This is a genomic window from Aeromonas dhakensis (assembly GCF_000820305.1).
GTDB classification, from domain to species: Bacteria; Pseudomonadota; Gammaproteobacteria; order Enterobacterales; family Aeromonadaceae; genus Aeromonas; species Aeromonas dhakensis.
On record NZ_CDBH01000002.1, the window covers coordinates 1 to 24,963 of the forward strand.

Here is a 24,963-nt window from a genome sequence, read left to right on the forward strand (position 1 = left end):
GTCATGGTGGGGCTGGGCGCGCGCCAGGAGACCTTCGTGGTGACGGCCGCCAGCTATGGCCTGCTCGGCATCGCCTTCCTGCTCGGCTTTCGCCGCGACTGCGCCAGCCGGCCGGATGCCGGTCTCTCCCTGGGGGCCATGCTCAGGGTGGTGGGGCGAGATCGCGCCTTCATGCTGTTCATCCTCGCCAACCTGCTGATGAATCTGGTCTATGCCCAGGTGGAGTCGCCGCTGATCCAGTACCTGACCCGCGCCGGCGCCCCCGAGGTGGAGACGCTGGTGGCCCTGCTGGTGGCCACCAATGCGCTCACCATCATCACCTTGCAGTTTCCGCTGCTGCACCTGACCCGGTGCTGGCGGGTGAGCCTGCGGCTGCAGTTCTCCATCCTGCTGATGGCATCGGCCCAGGTGATGTTCGCCCTGTCGAGCCCGGCCCTGCTGTGGCCCTGGCTGGTGGCGATGTTCTTGCTGAGCGTGGGGGAGGCGGTGCTGTTTCCGCTCTTCAACGTGCTGATCGACCAGATGGCGCCGGCTCACCTCAAGGGGAGCTACTTCGGCGCCAGCGCCCTGGCCGGGCTCGGTTGGGCATTCTCGCCTATGGTGGGGGGCTGGTTCTTGCAAGTGTGGGGTGGCCCGGCCCTGTTCGCCGTGATGACCGCGATCTGCATGCTGGTGTTTGCCCTCTACGGGATGGGTCGCCGGGAGGCGCGTCCGTCGGCCTCGCCTGCCGGCTGCGAGGATTAACACGCAAGCGCGTTGACGGCGCTCACTGGCTTGCTGTCGCCGAGGGAATACGCCAATGCCTCACTGCATTCCTATCGAATCACGCCGGCTTGCAAACAACGAGGCCCCGCACTGCGGGGCCTCGTTGTTATGATTGCTGGGTCATGGCTGCAGCTTTATGGCTGCTTGGGAACCAGATAGGGGGCGAACTGGGGTGTATGGCTGGCGGCGAAGCCCTGCTCGGTCTTGACGATGAGGTAGACCGCAAGCCCATGCTCCTTGGCAAAGGCCATCGCCTGCTCCGGACCCATCACCATGAGGGCGGTGTCGATGGCGTCGGCCTCGAGCGCGGTCGGGGTGATGACGCTGGCGGAGACCAGCTTGTGGGTGATGGGCTGGCCAGTGGCGGGGTCGATGATGTGGGAGTAGCGCTGGCCGTCGAGCTCGTAGTAGTTGCGATAGCTGCCGGCGGTGCTGAGGGCCATGCCGTTGGGGATCACCACGTCCGAGAAGGCGCCGGGCTGATCGGACGGCTCGACGATGGCCACCCGCCAGGGTTTGCCCTTGGCGTTGTTGCCCTTGCTGCGCACGGCGCCGGCCACCTCGATGAGGTAGTTGTGCACCCCCTTTTGCTCGAGCAGGCCGGCAATCTCGTCGGAGGCCGCCCCCTCGCCCAGGGTGGAGAGATCGAGGTAGAGATCGGGAATGCCCTTGCCGAGCAGGAAGTGATCCCCCTCTGGGGTCAAGGTCAGCCGGTCGATGCCCACCTTCTGGCGGGCGCTGGCGATCTGCTCGGCGCTGGGGCGCTTGATGGGACGTTTGTCCGGCCCGAATCCCCACAGGTTGACCAGCGGGCCCACGGTGACGTCGAGCTTGCCTTTGGTGAGATGGCCGGCATCGATGCCCTGCTGCACGATTTTGGCCATGGTGGCGGGAATGGCCATGGGGGGCTGGCCGCTGCCCTGATTGAAGCGGGAGATGAGGGAGTTCGGGTCGTAGGTGGAGATCTCGTGGTTCATGCGCGCCAGCAGGGCGTCGACCTCCTGCTGCAGTGCAGGCTCCCCACCCGGGAAGGGGTCGCTCAGGGTCACCGCATAATAGGTGCCCATGGTCTTGCCCTGGATGCGGGTCTGGGTCGGGGCTGGCTGACAGGCGGTCAGCATCAGCAGCAGGGTCAACAACAGGCCGCGGTGGGCCGGGCGAGCAAGGAGCGACATACGGGATCTCTCTGGCTAAAAACGGATGGCTCGGGCGCGGGCTGCGAGCCGGGGTCGCCAGCTTAGCCAAGGGCGCAGCGGCGGGCGAGCGCCGGTTGGAGAAAAGCGCGGGAGATAATTAAACGAAGAGTGGTTAATGGGCGGCGCGGCCGGTTTGTCCAGTCAAATAATGGGAACAATCTGGTGACCTGACCCGCAGCTTTGCGCTAAAGGCATAGCCGAATGACGACAGTTGAGTAGAATAAGGTCGATTTTGACAGCATGTTTGCCAGCCATGGTGCGAGCCTGCAGGCAATTGTGTTGCCATCTATTGCCAATCAAAGGAGAGGATGATGAAAAAGGCGATTACCCTGCTGTTTCTGAGCACCCTGGCTGCCCCGGCTCTGGCCGATGAGTGCGCGTTGGTCATCGAAGGCAATGATGCCATGCAGTACAACCTCAAGGAGATGAGCGTCCCGGCCACCTGCAAAGAGGTAACCGTGACCCTGAACCATACCGGCAAGATGCCGGTGACCGCCATGGGCCACAACTGGGCGCTGGCCAACACCGCCGACTATCAGGCCGTGGCCACTGCCGGCATGAGTGCCGGTGCCGACAACAACTACCTGCCCAAGGATGACCCGCGCGTGCTGGCCCACACCAAGCTGGTGGGCGGCGGTGAGAGCACCAGCGTCACCTTCAAGACCGACGGCCTGGCCGGCAAAGATCTCACCTTCTTCTGCTCCTTCCCCGGCCACTTCGCCATGATGAAGGGCACCTTCAAGGTCGGCTAAGCAGCGCTTGTCGATCCAGAAGCCGGGCAGTGCCCGGCTTTTTTGTGGCCGCTTGCCATGCCGTAGGAAACCCTGGCTCTGCGCCGGGAGTTGTGTGCCGTTTTATGATCCGGCGCGGGGTGAGTGGGGAGCATAGCGGGTAAGATAGGCCCCTTTCGGGCCTGATGGTCCACCTGAGAGGAGTCGTTTGTCGTGAGAAACGCCATCAATTGGGTGGTCGGCTGTTGCCTGCTGCTGGTATGCGCCATTGCGCTGGCGGCAGAGCCGCCGGTGAAGAAGAGCCGCAACGGCATCTGCCATCCCAAGGGCGGCACCTACTACAGCCGCACCAAGCACTACACCCCCTATGACTCCATGCAGGCCTGCCTCGACAGCGGCGGCCGGGCGCCGAAACGCTGACCGGGCTCGGCCTGCGCCTGCCACCTATTTGGGCTGCAGGGTAAAGAAGGCGATGGCGCTCTTCTTCTGGCAGTCGAACTGGATGCTCTGCTCGCCGCTGATCAGCAGGGTCTCGTTGACCGCCATGGGCTGGCCCGCCGCCGTGAGCTGGCCGCTCAGCAGGTAGCAGAGATAGGTCTTGTCCGCCTCCAGGGTGAGGCTGAGCGGGAAGGGGAGGTTGAGCACCCGCACGTTGGCACTGAGGCGGGCCGGATCATAGATGAGCCCCAGATCCGTCACCTCTTTTTTCAGCAGCTCGCAGTGGGTGTCGTCATCCCCGCTGAAGTGGGCCGCCTCGAAGGTGGCGTAGGGGTGGCCGTTGAGCACGAAGCCGGCCCCGCTGATGGGCAGCAGGATGCGCTGATAGCCGGGGAATTTCGAGAAGGGGCCTGCCCCCTTGATGGGCGCCGAGCTCAGCCGATAGGCAAAATCGAGCTTGTCGAGGCTGGCGCCGGCAGGGGAGATGAGGATCTGGGCTGTGGTGCCCTGCTTGTTCTTCCAGGGCATCTTCAGCTGGTCGGACTCTTTTATCAGGGTGATCAATGGCGCCTCGGCGGGTGGTTAGCGGAGTGAATTGTGTGGCCCAGTGATACCATCCCGCCCGCCGACCCACAAGGCCGCGTCTGTCCGTCCCGCACTGCCCGCCCACTATTTCATCAGTTTCATCAGTTTCATCAGTCAGGCCAGCCATCGCCCTTGCGTTGGCTGCTTGCCCGTCGCGGCTGTATGAAACGCAACCACTTGTGCGGGGCGGCGGGAGGGCAAAACGGCAGGCTGTGATCCCGTCGCTGTTAAAGCGGCGGCGGCTCGCTACACTGGCGGTTCTGTTGCCCAAGGAGGCCCCATGATTCACAAGATCATTCTGGATACCGATCCCGGTATCGATGACGCCATGGCAATTCTGTTTGCCGAAGCCCACCCCGCCATCGAGCTGCTCGCCATCACCACGGTATTTGGCAATGCCACCATCGAGAACGGCACCCACAACGCCCTCTGGCTCAAGCAGCAATATGGCATGAAGGCGGATGTGGCGCAGGGGGCGGCCGCCCCGCTGCGACGCGAGCCGGTGGGCCCGACCACTGTGGTACACGGCCCGAGCGGGTTTGGCGACGTGACGGCGGGGGAGGTGACGCTCACTCCGGATCCCCGGCCGGCCTGGCAGTATATCGTCGAAGCGGTGAAGGCAGCCCCCGGCGAGATCACCCTGGTCACCATAGGGCCGCTCACCAACCTGGCGCTGGCGCTGCAGGCGGCCCCCGAGATTGCCGGCCTGGTGAAGCAGGTGGTGGTAATGGGCGGGGCCTTCGGCGTCAACGGCCATCGCGGCAATGTGACCCCCTATGCCGAGGCCAATATCCACGACGATCCGGATGCCGCCGACCGGGTGTTCACCGCCCGCTGGCCTGTGGTGATCATCGGGCTGGACGTGACCCAGCAGAGTTTCTTCAGCAGCACCTATCTGGACGCACTGCGCGACGACGCGGGCGAGCCGGGCCGTTTCCTGTGGGATGTCAGCCGCTTCTACCTGCGCTTCTACTCCGAGCGGATCGGGCTCGACGGTTGCCACGTGCACGACCCGTCCGCCATCGCCTACGTGATCGATCCGACCCTGTTCACCCTGCGCGCGGGGCCGGTGCGGGTCATCAACGACGGCCCTGCCATCGGCCACACCCTGCAGAAATTTGACGGCAAGTCCCACCCCCACGATGAGTGGGCCGACCATCCTGCCCAGCAGGTCGGGGTGGCGGTGCGGGATCAGGCGCTGCTGGCGCTCTATCGGGAGACGCTGGTGGCCTGGGGTCGCAACCGCTAGAGGGCTCGGCGAGCAGGGTGGCTTGCGGTCGGACTTGAGGGACGGCTGTGATCCGCACCAAACAATTGGGGGCCAGTTGCGGCTTATACTGGCTGCAACCGTGTGAAGAAGGAGAAACAGGATGGCCTGGTTGTCGTTGCTGGTGGCGATTGCCCTGATCTGGTGGTTGATGAAGCTGGGGCGTGGCGCCCTGTTCGAGATCCGGCTTGCCCCCGGCAAGGTGCAGGTCAAGCGGGGCAAGGTGTCGCCCGCGTTTATCGAGCATGCCAAACAGATCCTGCGCCACGAGACGGTGCGCGGGCGCATCCTGGGTCAGCGCGATGGTGATGGGGTCAGGCTGGTCTTCTCCCGCTCCATTCCGGAGCCGGTGGCCCAGCGCTTTCGCAACATCTTCCCCTATGGCGATTACCGGCTGGGGGCAGTGCCGCTCTCCGGCTCCAAACCGCGCAAGGGGTGAGTCGTCACTCACACAGCAAACGGGCCTCCACTGGAGGCCCGTTTCGTTATGGTCGGCGCGAGTTATTGGTGCAGGGCGCGCTGGGCCTTGACCGTCTCCGGCTTGATGGCCACCCCTTCATTGCCCCAGGAGGCGCGCAAGGTGTTGACCAGCTCGGCGATCTGCTGGTCGTGGAGGGTCCAGCCGTAGCCCGGCATGTGGTAGCCGATGTTGCCCTGGGTGACCGGGGTCTCGGCGCCGTGCAGCAGCACGTTGAGCAGGCTGGCCGGATCCTCGGCCAGCACGGTCTGGTTGCCGATCAGGGAGGGGATGACGTGGTCGTTGCCGCGCCCGTCGTTGCCGTGGCAGGTGGAGCAGTACATGGCGTAATCCGCCTTGCCGCCGGCACTGGCGTAGGCCCGGTTGCCCCTGGCGGCCGGTGCCTCGTCATCCAGCCTGGTCAGGTAGGTGGCGATGCTGGCCAGATCCGCGTCGCTGAAGTACTGGCTGCTGTGAGTGATCACTTCCGCCATGGGGCCGCTGACGGCCTGATGCTGGCTGCGGCCGGTTTTCAGCAGATCGATGAGGGCCTGCTTGTCGTAGCGGCTGCCGCGAATGTCGGGGGCATACCAGCCATCCAGGGTGGCGCCGCTCAGATAGAGAGGATCCGCCTCGGTCAGGGCTTTCTCCTGCATGCCGATCCCGCGCGGGGTGTGGCAGCTGCCGCAGTGGCCCGCTCCCTGCACCAGATAGGCGCCGCGGTTCCACTCTTCACTCTTGCCGGCGACCGGGGTGAAGCGGCCGTCATCGTGATAGAGCCAGTTCCAGCCCCTGAGGGGCCAGCGCATGTTGAGCGGCCAGGGGATGTCGCTCGCCTTGTTGGCAATGGCCTGCGGCTGCACATCCTGCATCAGGTAGTGGTAGAGGGCGGTGAGATCCTCATCGCTCATCTTGGCGTAGGCGGTGTAGGGCATGGCCGGGTAGAGGGGGTCGCCGCTGCGGGTGATCCCTTCGCGCATCACCTTGATGAACTCGGGCAGGCTGTAGTTGCCGATGCCGTGGGTCTTGTCCGGGGTGATGTTGGTGGCGTAGACGGTGCCGACAGGGGTGGGGAAACCCTTGCCGCCGGCGAGCGGCTTGCTCGCCTCGCTGGTGTGGCAGGCGGCGCAGTCCCCCAGCTTGGCCACGTATTCACCCGCCGACATGGCGGGGGCGGCTTGCAGGGCGAAGGTGGGCAGGGCCAGCAGCACGGCGCTGGCAGTCAGGGAACGGATCATTTGGCACCTCCCTTGGTCAGGGCGACCAGCTCGTTGACGGCGCGCCACGCCTCGTCGATGGCGGCGTGGGCATAGGGGCTCCAGCCCGCGTCCGAGTTGGCGATGGTGATGTTGCCCACCGGCTGGCGACCCCGCTCAATGAAGCGCTCCGACTGCTCTTCGTCGTCAAACAGGGAGTTGGCGATGTAGGAGTAGCCGTGGGACCAGCGGTTGACCGTGATGGCGAGGATATCCTGCTCATGGTTGAAGCCGGCCTCGCCCAGCATGGCCTGCAGCTGCTCGCGGATCATCTGTTCGTGCTGCTCGAATGGCATGCCGAGGAGCATGGCGCGCCCCTTGCGGGACTGCTCGCGGGCCGAGAGGCCGCTGCCCGGCAGGGTCGGCACATAGACCATGTGCAGGCACATGGGTTGGTCCGGGTTCTTGGGATGCTCGTAGCCGCCGAGGTCGACCGGGTAGTCGAGCTTGACCCGGCTGTAGGGGGCGGCCGGGGCATAGACCTCGTGCACGCCGAGTTTGACGAACGGCTGCCAGTTTCTGATCACTACCTTGGTGTAGACCAGCGGCGCCTTGACGTTCTGGCGCAGCGCCTCCTTCTGGGGCTCCGGCATCTCGGGCACCAGGTAGGGGATCATCATGTTGTAGCCGGCCATGATGCACTGTCTGGCCTGCACCCGGTGCAGCTTGCCCTCCTTGATGTAGGTGACGTCCACCCCCTGTTTGCCGTCTTTGAGCGGCACGTTTCTGGCCTGCAGCGCCGTGCTGCCAAGGCGTAGCTGCACCTTGTGCTCGGGGCGGTCGAGCTGGCTGTAGTCGAACCTGGCCAGTACCACGTCCTGCATGGTGTGGCCCGGGGCCACCTGCGGGATGAGCTTGCGCACCATCAAGCGGGTGAGGCCGGCGTTGCCATCCGGGAAGTGGAAGATGTAGGGGTCGTCCAGCTCGGCCTGAGATTCCGCATCGAGCGGGGTGAGATCCATGCCGGCAAAGCCCGGCAGGGCGCACAGGCGCGCGTCGGCGCAGGAGGTGGCATCGATGCCGACTGCCTGGAAGTCGTCGGTACGCTGCTGGAAGAAGGTGATGGCCCGCTCGCTCAGCCCCACCTTGTCGCGCAGGAAGGTGGTGTAGCTGTTGCTCTCCATCCAGGCGTCTTTCTGCTCGCGGGTCATGCCGTGCAGATAGTCGGTCTTCTCTTCGTGCAGCGCCAGCAGGGCGGCCTTGTCGGTGTCGTCGAACGGGAAGTCGCCGATGAACTCGGCCAGCGGTCGGCCGTTCAAGCGATCGCGCGGGATGTCGTCTGCCACGCTGTGGCCCGGGTCGCCGCTTACTATCTTGTTGACCCCGAAGTGCTTCTCGTCAAAGAAGACGCCGCGGCTCAGGCCCAGATCCGGGTAGAAGGTCTGCTGGAAGCCTTTGGCCAGCTCATCGATGTTGACCTCGAGCGCCTTGAGCAGCCCCAGCGCCACCGGGCTGTAGACGGAGCGCGGCGATTGCAGGGATTCGCTGCCGCCGTAACCCAGCCGCAGACCATCCGGGGTGGTGAACTCGTTACGCTTGGCGTGGCCACCGAAGTCGTCGTGGTTGTCGAGCAGCAGGATCTTTTTGTCCGCCCCGAGCAGTTGCTGGTAGAAGCAGGCGGCGGAGAGGCCGCTGATGCCGGCGCCGACGATCACCAGATCGTACTCGCCCTCCAGCGGGAGGTGGGCGAAGTCATACTGCTTGCCGTCGCGGGCGATGCTGTGAGCCGGCTCGAAGGAGCCCGGATGGTTGCCGCGCAGGCCGGTGAGAGCGGGCGGATAGACCAGCGTCTTCTCGGCCAGCGCCTTGCCGCCTTCGGCGGCCTGCAGCAGCTGGATGGGGGCGACGCCGGCCGCAATGGCAATGGCGACGCCGTTGAGAAAGTCTCTGCGTGTGATGCTCATGGCAATCCCTGTAAATGAAGAGTCGAATGAGAAGTGGGATAGGGTTGAATTCGTGACTGACGAGTAACGAAGGGGCGCAACCTACCGCTATATCCCGATGGAGTCCATGGCTTTGATAATAACTTATTAAACAAAATGAGGGATCATGTGATGGCCATGGCGGTGAGATGGATGGAATATGCATGTTTGTGGGGCAAAGCCACATCAACACCAAGGAATTAATTGAAATTTAATTTGATTAATTATGGTTGATTTCGAGTCTCACCTTTATTCGGCCATGGTCGACAAACAGGGCCTGATTATCGTCTGAATTTTCACCGCAAGGCCACCAAATGACACCCTTTATCCTTGTGAAATAAAAGGTTAAACGACGAAGTGGTGATTTAATCAACGCAGATTGGGTGAAATTGAGCCAGCCGCTGATTAATTGAGAAGGGCCCGACATGGATAAATTCAGCGGCGTCAAGCCATTAACATGCGACACACAGAAATCGCAAACAGCACACAAGTGAAAGATTAATTTTTCATGTTGTTCACATCCCCCCCCGGTGAAATAGAATGCTGCGTTTTTCTTACCACTTTAGCCTTGCGAAGATGAGGACATTGCATGAGACCTTTTGATGTAAAGAGGGGCTTGGGCGCTTTGCTGTTGCTCGCGACTGCCGGCTTGCTGAGCGGCTGCGACATGGCACTGATGAGCCCCAAGGGGCAAGTTGGTCTGGAGCAGAAGTCACTGATATTGACCGCACTCGGCTTGATGCTGATCGTGGTGGTGCCCGTGATCGTGATGGCAGTGGCGTTCGCTTACAAATACCGAGCGTCCAACACCAATGCCACCTATGCGCCTGACTGGGCCCACTCCAACAAGATTGAAGCGGTCGTCTGGACCGTACCCGTCATCATTATCGCCATCCTGGCGGTGATTACCTGGAAAACGTCCCACTCTCTGGATCCCTACAAACCGCTGGAATCTGAGGTGAAACCGATCCAGGTCGATGTCATCTCCCTTGACTGGAAATGGTTGTTTGTCTATCCGGAGCTGGGTATCGCCTCGGTCAACGAGCTGGCATTCCCGGTCAACACCCCGGTCAATTTCCGGGTGACCTCCGACACCGTGATGAACTCCTTCTTCATTCCCCAGCTGGGCGGCCAGATCTACGCCATGGCGGGCATGCAGACCAAGCTGCACCTGATTGCCAACGAGGCAGGCCAGTACAAGGGCATCTCGGGTGGCTACAGCGGCGCCGGTTTCTCCGGCATGAAGTTCAACGCCATCGCCACGCAGGATCAGGCCGGTTTCGACGCCTGGGTCGCCAAGGTGAAAGCCTCTTCCAAGGCGCTCAACACCATGGATGAGTTCAATGCCCTGGCCAAGAAGAGCGAAAACCACCCGGTGGAGTACTTCGCCAGCGCCGATCCCAAGCTGTTCGTCAACATCATCAACAAGTTCATGGGCGACATGAAGCACGGCGAGCACGCCGCCATGCAACACGGCGAAGCGCAGGCCGCGATGCCGCATGATGCCTCCATGAGCCACGAAGGCATGGAGCATGACGCCTCCATGAGCCATGAAGGCATGGAGCACGGCGACGCCATGCACCATGAGGCCCAGGGCGAGCAGATGGACCACGCCGGTCACATGCCGGCCGACAAGACTGTGAAAGCGGGTACTAACTGATGTTTGGAAAATTAACACTCGATGCCATTCCGTACCATGAACCCATCATCATGGTCACGATCGCCGGCATCATTCTGGGTGGGCTGGGTATCGCCGGTCTCATCACCTATTTCGGCAAGTGGCAATATCTGTGGAAAGAGTGGCTGACCTCGGTCGACCACAAACGCCTCGGTATCATGTATCTCATCCTCGGCATGGTCATGTTGCTGCGCGGCTTCGCCGATGCGGTGATGATGCGTACCCAGCAGGTCATGGCCTCGGCCGGTGGCGAGGGCATACTGCCACCGCACCACTACGACCAGATCTTCACCGCCCACGGCGTCATCATGATCTTCTTCGTGGCCATGCCGCTGGTGATCGGTCTGATGAACATCGTGGTGCCGCTGCAGATCGGTGCCCGTGACGTCGCCTTCCCCTTCCTGAACAACCTGAGCTTCTGGTTCACCGCCGCGGCCGTGGTGCTGATCAACGTCTCCCTCGGGGTCGGTGAATTCGCCCAGACCGGCTGGCTGGCCTATCCGCCCTTGTCGGGGCTGGAGTTCAGTCCGGGGGTCGGGGTCGATTACTGGATCTGGAGTCTGCAGATCTCGGGTCTGGGGACCCTGCTGACCGGCGTGAACTTCTTCGCCACCATCATCAAGATGCGCGCCCCTGGCATGACCATGATGCGCCTGCCGGTGTTCACCTGGACCGCCCTGTGCGCCAACGTGCTGATCATCGCCTCCTTCCCGATCCTGACTGTCACCATCGCCCTGCTCACCGCAGACCGTTACCTGGGTACCCATTTCTTTACCAATGACATGGGTGGCAACATGATGATGTACATCAACCTGATCTGGGCCTGGGGTCACCCGGAGGTGTACATCCTGGTGCTGCCGGTATTCGGGATCTTCTCCGAAGTGGTGGCGACCTTCTGCAAGAAGAAGCTGTTCGGCTACACCTCGCTGGTGTGGGCGACCATCGCCATTACCGTGCTCTCCTTCATCGTCTGGCTGCACCACTTCTTTACCATGGGGTCGGGCGCCAACGTGAATGCCTTCTTCGGCATCACCACCATGATCATCTCCATCCCAACCGGGGTGAAGATCTTCAACTGGCTGTTCACCATGTACCGCGGTCGCATCGAGTTCACCTCACCCATGCTGTGGACCGTCGGTTTCATCATCACCTTCACCGTGGGTGGCATGACCGGGGTACTGCTCTCCGTGCCGGCCGCCAACTTCGTGCTGCACAACAGCCTGTTCCTGATCGCCCACTTCCACAACGTCATCATCGGCGGTGTGGTGTTCGGTTGCTTCGCCGGTATCACCTACTGGTTCCCGAAAGCGTTCGGCTTCAAGCTGGATGACACCTGGGGCAAGCGTGCCTTCTGGTGCTGGATCACCGGCTTCTTCGTTGCCTTCATGCCGCTCTACGTACTGGGCTTCATGGGCATGACCCGTCGCGTCAGCCAGAACATCGATCCCGAGTTCCACGGCTGGCTGGTGGTGGCTGCCTGCGGCGCCGGCCTTATCGCGCTGGGCGTACTGTGCCAGGTGATCCAGATCGTGGTCAGCATCCGCGACCGCGAGAAGAACCGCGACCTGACTGGCGATCCCTGGGGCGGTCGTACCCTGGAGTGGTCCACTTCCTCACCGCCTCCTTTCTACAACTTCGCCATCGAGCCGAAGATCAAGGGACTGGATGCGTTCTGGGAAGCCAAGCAGGACGGTTCCGCTTATCAGCAGCCCAAGCACTATGACCCGATCCACATGCCGAAAAACTCCGGTGCCGGCGTGATCATCGCCGCCTTCAGCGTGGTGTTCGGCTTTGCCATGATCTGGCACATCTGGTGGATGGCCATCGCCGGCTTCGTCGGCATGATCGCCACCTGGATCATCCACAGCTTCAACGACGACGTGGACTACTACGTGCAGGTTGACGAGATCGAGCGGATCGAGCGTCAGCATTTTGAAAATATCAACAAGGTGGCTTAATTCCATGGCGACTGACGTTCTACATCACACCCAGGGTGCCCATGAGGATGGGCACCACGATGCCGGTGCCAACAAGGTATTCGGCTTCTGGATCTACCTGATGAGTGACTGCATCCTGTTCGCGACCCTGTTCGCGACCTATGCGGTCCTGGTCAACGGCACTGCCGGCGGTCCGAGCGGCAAGGACATCTTCGAACTGCCGTTCGTGTTTGCCGAAACCATGCTGCTGCTGCTGAGCTCCATCACCTTCGGCTTCGGCATGCTGGCCATGAACAAGAACAAGGTCGCGGCGGTCAACACCTGGCTGTTCATCACCTTCCTGTTCGGCGCCGGCTTCATCGCCATGGAGATCTATGAATTCCATCACCTGATTGCCGAGGGCTATGGTCCGGATCGCAGCGGCTTCCTCTCTGCCTTCTTCACCCTGGTGGGCACCCACGGTATCCACGTGACCAGCGGTCTTATCTGGATCATCGTGATGATGGTGCTGGTCGCCAAGAAGGGGCTGACCGACCGCAACCGTACCCGTCTGATGTGCCTGAGCCTGTTCTGGCACTTCCTCGACGTGGTGTGGATCTGCGTCTTCACCGTGGTCTATCTGATGGGGGTCATGTAATGAGTCATTCCGTTGACAATCACGGCGCCAGCCACGGCAGCGCCAAGAGCTACCTGATCGGCTTCGTGCTGTCCCTGATCCTGACCGCGGTGCCGTTCTGGATGGTGATGGACGGTTCCGCCTCCCACACCACCGTGCTGGCCACCGTGGTCGGCATGGCGGTGGTGCAGATCTTCGTGCACCTGGTCTACTTCCTGCACATGAACACCTCGTCCGAGGAGCGCTGGAACCTGGTGGCACTGATCTTTACCGTGCTCATCATCGCCATCGTGGTCGTGGGCTCCCTGTGGATCATGTACAACCTCAACATCAACATGATGGTTCACTGAGCAGGTTGGCAATGATGATGAAGCAATACCTGCAAGTGACCAAGCCGGGCATCATCTTCGGTAACCTCATCTCGGTTATCGGAGGATTCCTGCTGGCCTCCAAGGGGAGCCTGGATGTGCCCCTGTTCATTCTGACCATGGCTGGTGTATCACTGGTGGTCGCCTCCGGTTGCGTGTTCAACAACTACATCGACCGGGACATCGACTGCATCATGGAGCGCACCAAGAACCGTGCTCTGGTGAAGGGTCTGATCGCCCCCGGCGTATCGCTCTGGTACGCCACCGCGCTCGGCATTGCGGGCATTGCACTGCTCTACTTTGCGGCCAATCCGTTGGCCGCCTTGCTGGCGGTGCTGGGCTTCATTGTCTATGTGGGGGTCTACAGCCTCTACATGAAGCGTCACTCGGTCTACGGCACCCTGGTCGGCAGCCTCTCCGGCGCGGCGCCGCCGGTCATCGGCTACTGCGCGGTGAGCGGTCAGTTCGACTCGGGCGCCTTGATCCTGCTGGCGATCTTCAGCCTGTGGCAGATGCCGCACTCCTATGCGATCGCCATTTTCCGCTTCAAGGATTACCAGGCCGCCAACATCCCGGTGTTGCCGGTGGTGAAGGGGATCCCGGTGGCCAAGCTGCACATCACCCTCTACATCCTGGCCTTCATGGTGCCGACCCTGATGCTGTTCCTCGGCGGTTACGCCGGCTACAAGTATCTGGTAGTGGCCACCGCGGTCAGCGTCTGGTGGCTGGGGATGGCGCTGTCTGGCTACAAGGCGGCGGTGGATGACTCCCTCTGGGCACGCAAGCTGTTCATGTTCTCCATCGTCACCATCACTTGCCTCAGCGTGATGATGTCGGTGGACTTCCAGCCGGAGGCCGAGCCTGCGGTGCTGGTGAGCATGCTGCCCTAAGGTGCATACCTGTCATGCTCCGTGTTGTGATGCGACGCGGGAAAATCAGTAGAATCCAGAGCCGGGAACCTTCCCGGCTCTGTTATTATGGGGCCGCCCCGTCGGGCACTTTTCCCTTGTGTCGGGTGTGGCATGGCGTGTGTCGGCCACCCCTTGAGTCTTCCTTTTCCCTGACCTATCGAGGCCATCATGAATGATTTCACCATGACGAGGGGCGAGCGCCGTGCCACCTGGGCGCTCGGCTCCGTCTTCTCGTTGCGCATGCTCGGCATGTTTATGGTGCTGCCGGTGCTGACCACCTACGGCATGTCGCTGGCGGGGGCCTCCGAGGCGCTCATCGGCCTGGCCATCGGCATCTACGGCATGACCCAGGCGCTGTTCCAGATCCCGTTCGGCCTGCTCTCCGACAAGGTGGGCCGCAAGCCCCTCATCGTCGGCGGACTGCTGATGTTTGCCCTCGGCAGCGTGATCGCGGCGCTGACCCACTCCATCTGGGGGGTGATCCTCGGCCGCGCCCTGCAGGGCAGCGGCGCCATCTCCGCCGCCGTGATGGCGCTCTTGTCGGATCTCACCCGCGAGCAGAACCGCACCAAGGCGATGGCCTTCATCGGGGTGAGCTTTGGCATCACCTTCGCCATCGCCATGGTGACCGGCCCCCTCATCACCCATGCGCTGGGGCTCTCCGGCCTGTTCTGGCTGATCGCCCTGCTGGCGCTGGGAGGCATCGCCGTCACTCTCTGGCTGGTGCCGACTCCGAGCGGCCACCTGCTCAATCGCGAGTCCGGCATGGTGAAGGGGGGAATGCGCACCGTGCTGACCAACCCGCGCCTGCTCAAGCTCAACTTCGGCATCCTCTGCGTGCACACCCTGCTGATGTCGAGCTTCGTGGCGCTGCCGCCGCTGCTGGAGCGTGCCGGCTTGCCCCGCGACAGCCAGTGGCAGGCTTATCTGGTCACCATGCTGATCGCCTTCGTCAGCGTGGTGCCGTTCATCATCTATGCCGAGAAGCGCAGAAAGATGAAGCGGGTGTTCCAGATCTGCGTGCTGGTGATGCTCGTCGCCGAGCTGGTGCTCTGGCAAAGCGGCCTGCAGCTGTGGGGCCTGCTCGCCGGCCTGCAGATCTTCTTCATCGGTTTCAACGTGATGGAGGCGCTGCTGCCCTCTCTTATCAGCAAGGAGTCGCCCCCCGGCTACAAGGGCACCGCCATGGGGATCTACTCCACCAGCCAGTTCATCGGGGTGGCCATCGGTGGCAGCCTCGGCGGCCTGCTCTACAGCCTGGGCGGCGGCGCCCTGGTGTTTGGCGGTTGCGCCGCGCTGGCTCTGGTCTGGCTCGGGGTCAGCCTGACCATGGCCGAGCCCCCCTATGTGAGCAGCCTGCGCATCGTGCTGCCGGAAGGGGTGGCGGCCGACACTGCGCTCGAGCAGAAGATCCGCGCCTGCGACGGGGTGAGCGACGTGCTGCTGGCCGCCTCGGAGCGCTCCGTCTATGTGAAGGTGGACAGCAAGCGCCTGAGCCGGCGCGATCTGGAGTCGCTGGTCGCCGCCTGAAGACGCTTGCCTACATGAAAAAGCCCGCCAATTCGGCGGGCTTTTTATTGGGCCGTATTCAGCTGGATTGTGCTCAGCTGGGTCGTGCTCCGTCAGTCAGCCAGGCAGCGCTGCTCGGCGGGCAGGCTTGCAGCATCCCCCAACAGCAGGGTGCTGAGGGCCGCCTGGGCGCAGCGGGAGCTGCTGAGCTGGCCATGCTGGTTGCTCTGCGCCACCTGCACCATTCGCGCGGCGCTGCCAAAGGCGGCCTGCATCTGGCGGGCACCGGCGAAGGGGGTATTGGGATCGTACTCGGCGCCGAGCACCAGGGCCCTGGCATCATCCGGCAGCTTTATCTCGCCGGCGCCGTAGCTGGCGATGGGCTGGCGCGGATAAGGCCAGTCGGCGCAGGTGTTGAAGCTGTTGGCCAGCAGCAGGGCGCCGGCCCCCTGGAAGGCGGCATCTTCCGGATCCAGCCCCTGCCAGCCATAGGGTTCGCTGTTGTCGGTGCAGTGGATGGCGCTGAAGAAGGGCATCTCCTGCAGTTCCTGATAGGGGTTGTCATCGTCCTGCCCGGCGAGGCGGGCCAGCAGGGGGCCGGCGTCGTCCTGCTGCCAGAAAGCGAGCTGATCGTCGCGCTGGCTGCCGCTGATGGCATCGCCCAGCACCGCCACCCAGTTGGCGCGGTCGAGCACATTGCCCTGATTGTCCACATAGCGGCCGTTGTCGCGCATCTGGCGGGTCACCGCCATGCTGCGCTGCAGCGCCTGATCCCCGAAGCGCCAGGCCAGGATGCGGTTGGCATTCTCGGCATCGCGGCGAAAGATGGCCGGGTAGCGGCTCTCGGCGGGAGACATCGGCGAGTCGACCACCAGATTGGCCACGTGGCTCGAGTAGCGGGCGGCATAGAGGGCGGCCAGACGAGTGCCGTAGGAGAAGGTGATGGGGGTGATCCGCTCGCGCCCCAGGTGCTGGCGCAGGCGCTCCATGTCCTCGACCACGGCCCGCGAGCCCAGGTGCGGCGCATGCAGCCGCAACGGCTCGTCGCAGCGCTCGCGCAGGGTGGTGCTAAAGGCCTTGCCCTGATCCGCCCCGCTCTCGAGTGCCGGCAGGGCGCCCTTGTCACGGCTGGCAAAGAGCTGGGCGAGCTGCGCCGGGGTCATGTCTGGCCGCACGCCTTGCTTGTCGGTCAGCAGGCAGCTGCGCAGTTCGTGGCCGAGGGCGCTGTAACCGGCCCCGCGGGGATCCAGGGTGACGATGTCGTAGTGCTCAAGGATGGCGGGATTGGCGCTGCGCAGCAGGTCGAGCAGGAGGCCGAGATCCGGGGTGGCCGAAGTGGGGCCGCCCGGGTTGTAGAACAGGGTGCCGCGATAGTCGCCGCTGGCGCGATAGTGCAGATAGAAGATATCCAGGGTGTCGCCCTTGACCGTGCGGGTCTCCTGCTTGATCTGGGTGCGGCTGGGATTGTTCGACCAGGAGGAGAAACGGCTGCTGTCGCCGGAGAAAAAGCCACTGCTGGAGCGCGAGGTGGAGCTTTTCTCCCACTTGCTCTCCTTGATCTGGACCCACTCCTTGTCGTAATCGAGCGGCACCGTCAGGTAGTGGCAACTGACCTGACTGGCGGGAATGGCGATACCGTCCTCTTGCCAGCCCTGGCGCAGCTGTTGGCAGACCTGGCCGGCGTCATAGCCGGCGCGAATATGGCGGCCCTGGAAGGGCTCCTCTTTCTTTTCCAGATTGCAACCTGCCAGCAATGCCGGTGCCAGCAGGGTCATGAGCAGCGTGTATTTCATTGTCGATTTCCATTTATCTAGCCTGAACCTCGAAATAGTACGGGGAGGGGCCGACCGGATGGCAGCCGGAAGTTGTATGGAAATATTGCAAGGTGTGTCGATTTACATATTTCTGGCGATATTTGGTGGCCTCATTGATCTATTTGAAAATAATGACCGACAACGCGCTCCGTTATTTTATGCGGGATCAATAACGACGGTGCGACCGGTCGGTGCAGGGGGCGGCGCCGGCGTTACGCGGGCGCGCGCCAGAACGGCTTGTCCCCCAGCACGGTGGCCCTGTGCATTACTCGCCGGGCCGGCAGATAGTCGGCGTTGGCGTAATGCTGGGTGACCCGGTTGTCCCAGATGGCGATGTCGTGCTCCCGCCAGCGCCAGCGCACCTGATACTCGGGCTTGGTGACATGGCGAAACAGGAAGGCGAGCAGTGCCTCGCTCTCTTGCGCCGGCAAGTCGGGCAGGCGGGTGGTGAAGCCTTCATTGACGAACAGTGCCTGCCGACCGCTCAAGGGGTGGGTGCGAACCACAGGGTGGCGCAGCGGCGGGTGACGGGCCACCGCCTCCTGCCAGCGCTGGTACTCGGCCGGGCTGGCGCTGTGGCGATGGGCCGGGAACGACTTGGTGAAGTCGTGCTCGGCCTCCAGCCCCGTCAGCAACTGCTGCAGGCGGGGGGAGAGCCCCTCGAAGGCGGCGATGCCGCTGGCCCACAGGGTATCGCCCCCCACCGGCGGCAGCTGCTTGGCGGCCAGAATGGCCAGCGCCGGCGGCGTCTCGATGAAGGTGACGTCGGTGTGCCAGTTGTCGTTGTCCGGTGGGTTGTCGTCGTGGGTGTCGAGCACGATGATCTCCTCGGCCTCCGGCGCGTGGGGATAGACAGGGTGAATGTGCAGATCGCCGAAGCGGTTGGCCAGCGCCCGCTGCTGGCGGGGGTTGATGGGCTGATCCCGAAAGAACAGCACCTGATGGGTCAGCAGGGCCTGCTGCAACTGGGCGAACTGGCCCTCATCGAGCGGCCCGGCCAGGCTGATGCCGCTGATCTCGGCGCCGATGTGGGGGCCGAGGGGGGTGATATACAGGGAATTGCTCATAGTCCTTCTCCATGCCACGGCGTTAGGCGACGCTGCAGCGCACGTAAACCAAGTTCCAGAGTGAAGGCGATCAGGGCGATCACCAGAATGCCCGCCAGCACCACGTCGGTGGCGAGAAATTCGCCGGCGGCTTGAACCATGAAACCCACGCCGCGGGTGGCGGCGATGAGCTCGGCCGCCACCAGGGTGGACCAGCCGACCCCGAGCCCGATGCGCAGCCCGGTGAGCATGTCCGGCAGGGCGCCGGGCACGATGACGTACCACAGTACCTGCCAGCGGTTGGCGCCGAGCGCCCGGGCGGCCCGCAGTCGCACCTGCTTGGCGCCCTGCACTCCCGCCAGGGTGGCCATGGCGACGGGCGCGAAGATGGCCAGATAGATGAGCAGCACCTTGGAGGTTTCGCCGATGCCAAACCAGATCACCATGAGTGGCAGGTAGGCAAGGGGCGGCACTGGCCGGTAGAGCTCGATCAGCGGGTCGAGCATGCCGCGCAGGGTGGGGCTGAGCCCCATGGCGAGACCCACCGTTACGCCGCACAGGGTGGCGGCCGCGAGGGCGATGAGGATGCGCTGCAAACTGGCGGCGAGGTGCTGCCAGAGGGTGGCGTCCATGAAGCCCTGCGGCCCGGCGAGGGTGGCAAATTGCTGCAGCACCTGGGCGGGAGGGGGCAGAAACAGCGGGCTTATCAGCCCGAGCCTGGCCACCAGCCACCAGAGCGCTAGGAGGGAACCCAGGGTCAGCAGACTTATCCCAAGCCGGCGTGGCAGCGGCCAGCGTAGGCGTATCCGGCGGGCCGGGTCGAGCGGGCGGGAGAGGGTGAGGCTCATGCAAACACCTCCCGCTCGGCAAAGACCCGCTCCAGCACATACTCGCGCCGCGCGATGAAGGCGGGATCCGACTTGATGCTGCGGCAGGGCTCGCCGGCGGCGAAGCGGCGGCCAAAATCCAGGGTGAGCCGCTCCATGACTCTCCCCGGCGCCGGGGAGAGCAGCACCAGCTCGGTGGCCATGAACACCGCCTCCTCGATGTCGTGGGTGATGAGCAGTACCTGCCGGCGCTGCTCGTGCCACAGGCGCAGCAGCAGGGTCTGCATCTGCTCGCGGGTAAAGGCGTCGAGGGCGCCGAAGGGTTCGTCGAGCAGTAGCAGTTGCGGTTGGGTGGCCAGCGCCCGGGCGATGCCGACCCGCTGGCGTTGGCCGCCGGAGAGCTGCCAGACCGGCTTGGCGTGGGCTTCTTCCAGCCCCACCTTGCGCAGCATGGCCAGCGCGCTGGCCTCGCGTTCGCGGCGCGGCACGCCGGCCAGCTGCAGGCCGAAGGCGACGTTGTCCAGCACGTTGCGCCAGGGCAGCAGCCCCTCGTGCTGAAAGACCACCCCCCGCTCGGCGCCGGGGCCGCGCACCGGTTGCCCCTGCAGGCTGATGGTGCCCTGTTGGGCGGGCTGAAAACCGGCGATGAGGTTGAGCAAGGTGGTCTTGCCGCAGCCGGAGGGGCCGAGCACCACCATCAGCTCGCCTGCATCCAGGGTCAGGTTGATGTTGTCGAGGACTCTGCGTCCGGCGTAATCGGCACAAAGGTGAGTGAGCTGCAGCATGCATGCCTCCTTGTGTTGCGGGGTCAGCGGGCGTGAGCCTTGACGAAGCGGTCGGTCACGTAGGCGCGATAATCACTGCCGGCACTCTGCACCTTGCCTTGCTCCTTGAGAAAGCGACTGGTGTCCACCAGGGTCTGGTTCACCAGCTCCCCCAGCTCGGCACCCTGCTGGCTGGCGCTCAGGTAGCTGTTGCCCCTGACCAGCGCGGGCACGTCCGCCTCGGGTACGCCGCTCAGGCTGGCCAGCTTGGCGAGGTTGTCCGGCTTGGCGAGCCAGCCGTCGGGGTTGGCCAGGTAGTCGCGCTGGGCCGCCAGGGTGCTGTCGACGAAGGCCTGCACCAGCTCGGGATGGGCCTTGGCGAACGCCTTGCGTACCACCCAGACATCCAGGGTGGGGGCTCCCCACTCGCCCACCTGGGCCGAGTCGGTCAGCACCTTGCCGCCCTTGGTCAGCTCGTTGAGGGCTGGCGCCCAGACATAGGCGCCATCGATGTCACCCCGCTGCCAGGCGGCGATGATGGCCGGTGGCTGCAGGTTGACGATCTGCAGGCTGGCCGGATCCACTCCCCAGTGCCGCAGCGCGGCCAGCAGGCTGTAGTGGGTGGTGGAGGTAAAGGGCACGGCGATGCGCTTGCCGGCCAGGGCTGCGGGGGAGTTGAGCCCGGGCTTGACCACCAGCGCTTCCGAGTTGCCGAGCTTGGAGGCGAGCAGAAACACCTCGATGGGCACCTGCTGGTTGGCGGCTACCGCCAGCGGGCTGGAACCTATGTTGCCGATCTGCACGTCGCCGGAGGCGAGTGCCCGCACCACGCTGGCGCCGCTGTCGAACTTGAGCCACTTCACCGTGGCGCCGCTGCTGCGGGCAAAGGTGTCGTCGGCCTGGGCCACCTTGGCCGGTTCGGCCGAGGTCTGGTAGGCCACAGTAACGTCCACGGCCCTGGCTTGCAGGCTGAGCAGGGCGAGCGCCGCCAGCCAGAGGGAATGTCCTTTTCCTGTCATGATATTGCTCCATCGGGGGAATGAAGCGGCAGTTTTCCCATTTATTGGGAGATTGAGGAAAGACCGAAAATATATGGCTGATGAAATATGGTTCTTAGAAAAAGAACGGCAATAAAATCCGTTTATTCATATATCTCAATATGGCAAGTCGATATTTGGTGGCTGGCAATGAGTGCTGAAAAAATGCTGAAAATATCGGCAATCTTATTCGAATATGGCAATGCTTGCCCAGTTATTGAATATCGAACCGGTTTGGCTGATTGGGCGGATAAAATAAAACCCGCCGGTTGGGCGGGTTGGTATGGGGCAGGGGATGCCGCTGAGGCAAGACGCGCGCTGGCAACGGGCCGGGTGAGCACGGCCCACCCGGACTCAACGCTCCAGCAGGGGGGCGGAGCGGTAGCTCCAGAGCCCATAGGTGCGCAGGGCGTCGCGGTAGATGCCGAGCAGCTCGCTGTCGCTCACCTTGGCAAGCTCGGAGAGCGGTTTGTCGGGATAGCTGACGCTGTCTATCCGGATCCCGGCCGGCCCGCTCTGCCAGCAGGCGATCTCCAGCAATGTCTGGCCCCGGCGCACATGGCTAGCGGAGCTCACCAGGGTGGCGTACTCGATCTGGTGGCGGGCGAGGGCATAGCCGCTGTAGAGGGCGTTCTCTACCGTGCTGGTGGCGTAGTTCTCCTCGATGATGCGGGAGCGATCGATCCCCTTTTTCACCAGCCAGTCGGCCATCAGCTTGCCCTCGGTCTGACGGTGCTGGGGCACGCCGCCGGTCAGGATGATGAGGGCCGCCGGGTTGGCCTTGGCCAGCGCCCGGGTGGTTTCCAGCCGGCCCAGCAGGATGTCGTGCATGGAGCCGTCGGGATTGAGGGCATAACCCAGGGTGACGATGGCCCGGTTGCCCGGCTTGGGTGAGCGTTCACCCTGCTCCTTGAGCGGGGTGGCGACAACGCGCTCGACCGTATCGAAGATGCGCTGCAGATCGGCGGCCCGGCCGGGATTGAGGGTCGCCAGCTTGCTTTGATACCCCTTGGCGGCGGTCTCGTTGTGCTTGAAGGTCTGCCAGGTGGCGAGGTAGGTCAGCAGGTCGATGTCATCGGGCGCGGTGCTGAGGGCCTGCTCGAACAGGCCGATGGCCTTGTCCACGTTGCCGTTGTAGATCTGGGCATTGGCCGCCGAGATGAGCAGGTCGGTGCGATAGGGCTCGAGCTGGTAGGCCTGCAGCAGCAGCTCGGTGACCTGCTCCATGTTGCTCGGCATCTTGGCGGTGAAGCCGGCGGTGGAGATGCGGGCGGGGGATTTGAAGATCTGCCAGGCGTCCGCCAGCAGCTGATCCACCACTTGGCGCTTGCTGATGTACTGGTCGTAATTCTGCTCCTTTTGCAGGGAGCGTACCGGGGTAGCCCAGGCTTCGGAAGGGAGCACGGCAGGCAGTGTCAGCAGGCCGGCCAGCGTCAGGGCAATCGCGGTTCTTTTCATCATGATGGCGTTCCACCGAAGGTTGATGGCTCCAGGCCATTCCAGGACCATGGGGCTTTTTCAATAAAAACATAAACTTGGTGATTGGTCAGTGTACCGCGTCGCGGCATGAAAAAACGTGAACCGCTTCGGTTATCCGGGGAAGGGGGCACTGTTTGCCCTATTCGGGGGGAGCGAGGTGTGGTTTCCCTGTGAAGTGGCTCAGTTGTGGCGCAATCCTGCCGCGTTTTCGGCGAAAAGGAGAACGGCCGTGAAAAAGTTGACGGTGCCAATCGTTTTACCGCTTTTTCTGTGACTGCGATCACTGTACCATCGCCGCCCGACCTGCCACCCGGCGCGCGGCTCCCTGCGTTCTGGTTGGCGTCACCCGATACTCGCCGTCACCCGGAACGTGAATGACCCCAGGATGGGACCCGCCACTAACCTGTAGGTTTGTGGTCTGCGTGTCGCGGGGTCGGCACCTCTCCCGCCCGCTCCCTGCGATGCCTGTCTGCAGACTTGCCGTATGAAACTTCTCTCTTCATAGGTGCAAGATGACGCTGTTATTGAGTCTGGTCGGTATGCTGGCCCTGATGTTTATCGCCTGGCTGGCCAGTGAAAACCGCCGTGCCATCCGCTGGCGGACCGTGCTGGGGGCGCTCGCCCTGCAAACCGGCTTTGCCGCCCTGGTGCTCTACTTTCCCCCCGGCCAAATCATGCTCGGCGCCATGAGCAACGGCGTCTCCGCCCTGCTCGGCTTTGCCGACAGCGGCATCCGCTTCGTGTTTGGCGATCTGGCCAGCAACGGCTTCATCTTCGCCGTGCGGGTGCTGCCGCTGGTGATCTTCATCAGCGCGCTGATCGCCGTGCTCTATCACTTCGGCATCATGCTGTGGGTGATCCGGGTGTTGGGGGGCGGCATTCACCGCCTGCTCGGCACCAGCCGCGCCGAATCCCTGGTGGCCACCGGCAACATCTTCCTCTCCCAGGGGGAATCCCCGCTGCTGATCCGCCCCTTCCTGGCCGGCATGACCCGCTCCGAGCTGTTTGCGGTGATGACCTGCGGCATGGCCTCGGTGGCAGGATCTGTGCTCGGTGGTTACGCCGGACTGGGGGTGGATCTGAAATACCTGATTGCGGCCTCTTTCATGGCGGCGCCGGGGGGCCTCTTGATGGCCAAGCTGCTGGTGCCTGAGCAGCAGCAGGTGAACGAGCAGGCCGAGATCACCCTCGACAAGAGCGACTACAGCAACGCCATCGACGCCCTGGCGGGCGGCGCCATGAGCGGCATGAAGATCGCGGTGGCCATCGGCACTATCCTGCTGGCCTTTGTCAGCGTGATCACCATGATCAACGCCGGTCTCACCACCGTCGGCGAGTGGTTCGGCTGGGCCGACCTCTCCCTGCAGCAGGTGCTGGGCTATCTGTTTGCCCCGGTGGCCTGGCTTATCGGCGTGCCGGCCAGCGAGATGATGGCGGCAGGGTCACTCATCGGCCAGAAGGTGATCATGAACGAGTTCGTTGCCTACCTGGACTTTGCCAACATCAAGCAGGATCTGAGCGCCCACACCCAGATCATCATCACCTTCGCCCTCTGTGGTTTTGCCAACCTGGGCTCCATTGCGGTGCAGCTCGGCTCCATCGGCACCATGGCGCCGGAGCGCCGCCACGACGTGGCGAGCCTCGGCTTCAAGGCGGTGCTGGCCGCGACCCTGGCCAACCTGATGAGCGCCACCCTGGCGGGGCTGTTCGCTTCCCTCGGCTAAGCGACCCTTGCCTCCATGCACACCCCGTCTCGCCACTGGCGCGGCGGGGTGTCGTTCATCTGGCGCCAGCCACTGACGCCTCGGCACGGCGTGGGCTCGACAGGGGCGGGCGCAGGCGGTAGCGTGATGACGCGCGGCCAGTCCGCGCCCGTTCAGGCATTCATATAACAAGGAATCACACCATGACCCGTCTCTCTCGCGCATTGGCGCTCTCCCTGCTGCTGGTCGGCGCCGCGCCGGCGTTTGCCGCCGCCACCTATACCTCTGATCTGCTGCTGTCGGCGGACTTCAAGGCCACCTGGGCCAAGGCGACCCAGGGCATCAAGAACCTGCCCAAGTGGGTGCGCAGCGGCAACGGCACCAGCTCCCCGCTTGAAGCCGTGGCCGGTACACCGTATCAGAGCGGCTCGGTCTGCAAACCTCATGACTGCGCCAGCCACTACATGCAGCTGCTGGTGGATGCCAAGGCCAAACGGGTATGGGGCGTGCTGATCGACCTGCCAGATAGCGACGCCGCCCGCGAAACCCCGTCCAAATTCGCCCGCTACACCTGGCTCGGCCAGCCGGACAAGGGGATGCAGGCCGCCCTGATGAAGCAGGTGGAGGCCGACCCCAACTGGCAGTAAGCATCAAAAA

General features: G+C 63.5%; 23 protein-coding genes. 13 read left to right on the plus strand and 10 right to left on the minus strand.

Annotated elements, in window-relative coordinates:
* On the plus strand, nucleotides 1-744 hold a 744-nt coding region (locus tag BN1143_RS00020; RefSeq protein ID WP_042049175.1), incomplete at its 5' end, for an MFS transporter.
* Nucleotides 745-899: 155 nt separating this feature from the next.
* On the opposite strand, the gene BN1143_RS00025 is transcribed toward BN1143_RS00020, so the two are convergent.
* A complete protein-coding gene (locus tag BN1143_RS00025; RefSeq protein ID WP_042049176.1) occupies nucleotides 900-1,940 on the minus strand; it encodes an FAD:protein FMN transferase in 1,041 nt (346 codons plus the stop codon).
* Between the two features lie 332 nt (nucleotides 1,941-2,272).
* Here BN1143_RS00025 and azu point away from each other — a divergent pair, with 332 nt between their 5' ends.
* Nucleotides 2,273-2,713 carry an azurin gene (gene azu, locus BN1143_RS00030; protein WP_016351438.1) on the plus strand — a complete coding sequence of 147 codons (441 nt, stop codon included), beginning with the start codon at nucleotides 2,273-2,275 and terminating at the stop codon, nucleotides 2,711-2,713.
* 192 nt (nucleotides 2,714-2,905) lie between these two features.
* Nucleotides 2,906-3,112: a hypothetical protein gene (locus tag BN1143_RS00035; RefSeq protein WP_005302947.1), complete on the plus strand. Its 207-nt coding sequence runs from the start codon at nucleotides 2,906-2,908 to the stop codon at nucleotides 3,110-3,112.
* A gap of 24 nt (nucleotides 3,113-3,136) precedes the next feature.
* Here BN1143_RS00035 and BN1143_RS00040 read toward each other — a convergent pair whose 3' ends face one another.
* Complete coding sequence (locus tag BN1143_RS00040; RefSeq protein ID WP_042049179.1) at nucleotides 3,137-3,694, minus strand: HutD family protein; 558 nt, start codon at nucleotides 3,692-3,694, stop codon at nucleotides 3,137-3,139.
* Nucleotides 3,695-3,995: 301 nt separating this feature from the next.
* Between BN1143_RS00040 and BN1143_RS00045 the strand changes: the two genes are divergently transcribed.
* Together BN1143_RS00045 and BN1143_RS00050 are read left to right on the plus strand one after the other, a co-directional pair.
* Nucleotides 3,996-4,964 carry a nucleoside hydrolase gene (locus BN1143_RS00045; protein ID WP_042049181.1) on the plus strand — a complete coding sequence of 323 codons (969 nt, stop codon included), beginning with the start codon at nucleotides 3,996-3,998 and terminating at the stop codon, nucleotides 4,962-4,964.
* Between the two features lie 121 nt (nucleotides 4,965-5,085).
* A complete protein-coding gene (locus BN1143_RS00050; RefSeq protein WP_042049182.1) occupies nucleotides 5,086-5,421 on the plus strand; it encodes a DUF3634 family protein in 336 nt (111 codons plus the stop codon).
* Nucleotides 5,422-5,483: 62 nt separating this feature from the next.
* Here the strand turns inward: BN1143_RS00050 and BN1143_RS00055 are convergent, their stop codons facing one another.
* On the minus strand, nucleotides 5,484-6,677 hold the full coding sequence (locus BN1143_RS00055) for a c-type cytochrome (protein ID WP_042049183.1): 1,194 nt from the start codon (nucleotides 6,675-6,677) through the stop codon (nucleotides 5,484-5,486).
* Nucleotides 6,674-8,599: an NAD(P)-binding protein gene (locus BN1143_RS00060; protein ID WP_005302938.1), complete on the minus strand. Its 1,926-nt coding sequence runs from the start codon at nucleotides 8,597-8,599 to the stop codon at nucleotides 6,674-6,676. Before BN1143_RS00060 ends, BN1143_RS00055 begins: the two co-directional genes overlap by 4 nt.
* Before the next feature lie 607 nt (nucleotides 8,600-9,206).
* Here BN1143_RS00060 and cyoA point away from each other — a divergent pair.
* The 6 genes from cyoA (at nucleotide 9,207) to BN1143_RS00090 (ending at nucleotide 15,657) form a co-directional block, all read left to right on the plus strand.
* Nucleotides 9,207-10,277: a cytochrome o ubiquinol oxidase subunit II gene (gene cyoA, locus BN1143_RS00065; RefSeq protein WP_082038360.1), complete on the plus strand. Its 1,071-nt coding sequence runs from the start codon at nucleotides 9,207-9,209 to the stop codon at nucleotides 10,275-10,277.
* Nucleotides 10,277-12,253 carry a cytochrome o ubiquinol oxidase subunit I gene (gene cyoB, locus BN1143_RS00070; RefSeq protein WP_042049185.1) on the plus strand — a complete coding sequence of 659 codons (1,977 nt, stop codon included), beginning with the start codon at nucleotides 10,277-10,279 and terminating at the stop codon, nucleotides 12,251-12,253. Before cyoA ends, cyoB begins: the two co-directional genes overlap by 1 nt.
* A 4-nt stretch (nucleotides 12,254-12,257) precedes the next feature.
* On the plus strand, nucleotides 12,258-12,869 hold the full coding sequence (locus tag BN1143_RS00075) for a cytochrome o ubiquinol oxidase subunit III (RefSeq protein WP_011706742.1): 612 nt from the start codon (nucleotides 12,258-12,260) through the stop codon (nucleotides 12,867-12,869).
* Nucleotides 12,869-13,198: a cytochrome o ubiquinol oxidase subunit IV gene (locus BN1143_RS00080; RefSeq protein WP_005302933.1), complete on the plus strand. Its 330-nt coding sequence runs from the start codon at nucleotides 12,869-12,871 to the stop codon at nucleotides 13,196-13,198. Before BN1143_RS00075 ends, BN1143_RS00080 begins: the two co-directional genes overlap by 1 nt.
* Nucleotides 13,199-13,209: 11 nt before the next feature.
* Nucleotides 13,210-14,106: a heme o synthase gene (gene cyoE / locus BN1143_RS00085; RefSeq protein WP_005302932.1), complete on the plus strand. Its 897-nt coding sequence runs from the start codon at nucleotides 13,210-13,212 to the stop codon at nucleotides 14,104-14,106.
* Nucleotides 14,107-14,295: 189 nt separating this feature from the next.
* Nucleotides 14,296-15,657 carry an MFS transporter gene (locus tag BN1143_RS00090; protein WP_042049187.1) on the plus strand — a complete coding sequence of 454 codons (1,362 nt, stop codon included), beginning with the start codon at nucleotides 14,296-14,298 and terminating at the stop codon, nucleotides 15,655-15,657.
* A 92-nt stretch (nucleotides 15,658-15,749) separates the two neighbouring features.
* Here the strand turns inward: BN1143_RS00090 and BN1143_RS00095 are convergent, their stop codons facing one another.
* The 6 genes from BN1143_RS00095 to BN1143_RS00120 all read right to left on the minus strand — a co-directional run bounded on the left by BN1143_RS00095 (nucleotide 15,750) and on the right by BN1143_RS00120 (nucleotide 22,633).
* On the minus strand, nucleotides 15,750-17,429 hold the full coding sequence (locus BN1143_RS00095; protein WP_042049188.1) for an alpha/beta hydrolase: 1,680 nt from the start codon (nucleotides 17,427-17,429) through the stop codon (nucleotides 15,750-15,752).
* 233 nt (nucleotides 17,430-17,662) lie between these two features.
* Nucleotides 17,663-18,517: a taurine dioxygenase gene (gene tauD / locus BN1143_RS00100; RefSeq protein WP_042049189.1), complete on the minus strand. Its 855-nt coding sequence runs from the start codon at nucleotides 18,515-18,517 to the stop codon at nucleotides 17,663-17,665.
* Complete coding sequence (gene tauC / locus BN1143_RS00105) at nucleotides 18,514-19,344, minus strand: taurine ABC transporter permease TauC (protein ID WP_042049191.1); 831 nt, start codon at nucleotides 19,342-19,344, stop codon at nucleotides 18,514-18,516. The genes tauD and tauC overlap by 4 nt, the downstream gene beginning before the upstream one ends.
* A complete protein-coding gene (gene tauB / locus BN1143_RS00110) occupies nucleotides 19,341-20,108 on the minus strand; it encodes a taurine ABC transporter ATP-binding subunit (RefSeq protein ID WP_042049192.1) in 768 nt (255 codons plus the stop codon). Before tauB ends, tauC begins: the two co-directional genes overlap by 4 nt.
* Nucleotides 20,109-20,131: 23 nt before the next feature.
* Nucleotides 20,132-21,106 carry a taurine ABC transporter substrate-binding protein gene (tauA, locus tag BN1143_RS00115; protein ID WP_042049194.1) on the minus strand — a complete coding sequence of 325 codons (975 nt, stop codon included), beginning with the start codon at nucleotides 21,104-21,106 and terminating at the stop codon, nucleotides 20,132-20,134.
* Between the two features lie 372 nt (nucleotides 21,107-21,478).
* A complete protein-coding gene (locus BN1143_RS00120) occupies nucleotides 21,479-22,633 on the minus strand; it encodes a YdcF family protein (RefSeq protein ID WP_197069827.1) in 1,155 nt (384 codons plus the stop codon).
* A gap of 482 nt (nucleotides 22,634-23,115) precedes the next feature.
* On the opposite strand from BN1143_RS00120, the gene BN1143_RS00125 reads away from it, so the two are divergent.
* Together BN1143_RS00125 and BN1143_RS00130 are read left to right on the plus strand one after the other, a co-directional pair.
* Nucleotides 23,116-24,327, plus strand: coding sequence for a NupC/NupG family nucleoside CNT transporter (locus tag BN1143_RS00125; protein WP_042049196.1), 1,212 nt, complete (start codon nucleotides 23,116-23,118; stop codon nucleotides 24,325-24,327).
* Nucleotides 24,328-24,509: 182 nt separating this feature from the next.
* Complete coding sequence (locus BN1143_RS00130) at nucleotides 24,510-24,953, plus strand: inhibitor of vertebrate lysozyme family protein (protein ID WP_017765669.1); 444 nt, start codon at nucleotides 24,510-24,512, stop codon at nucleotides 24,951-24,953.
* Nucleotides 24,954-24,963 lie beyond the last annotated feature (10 nt).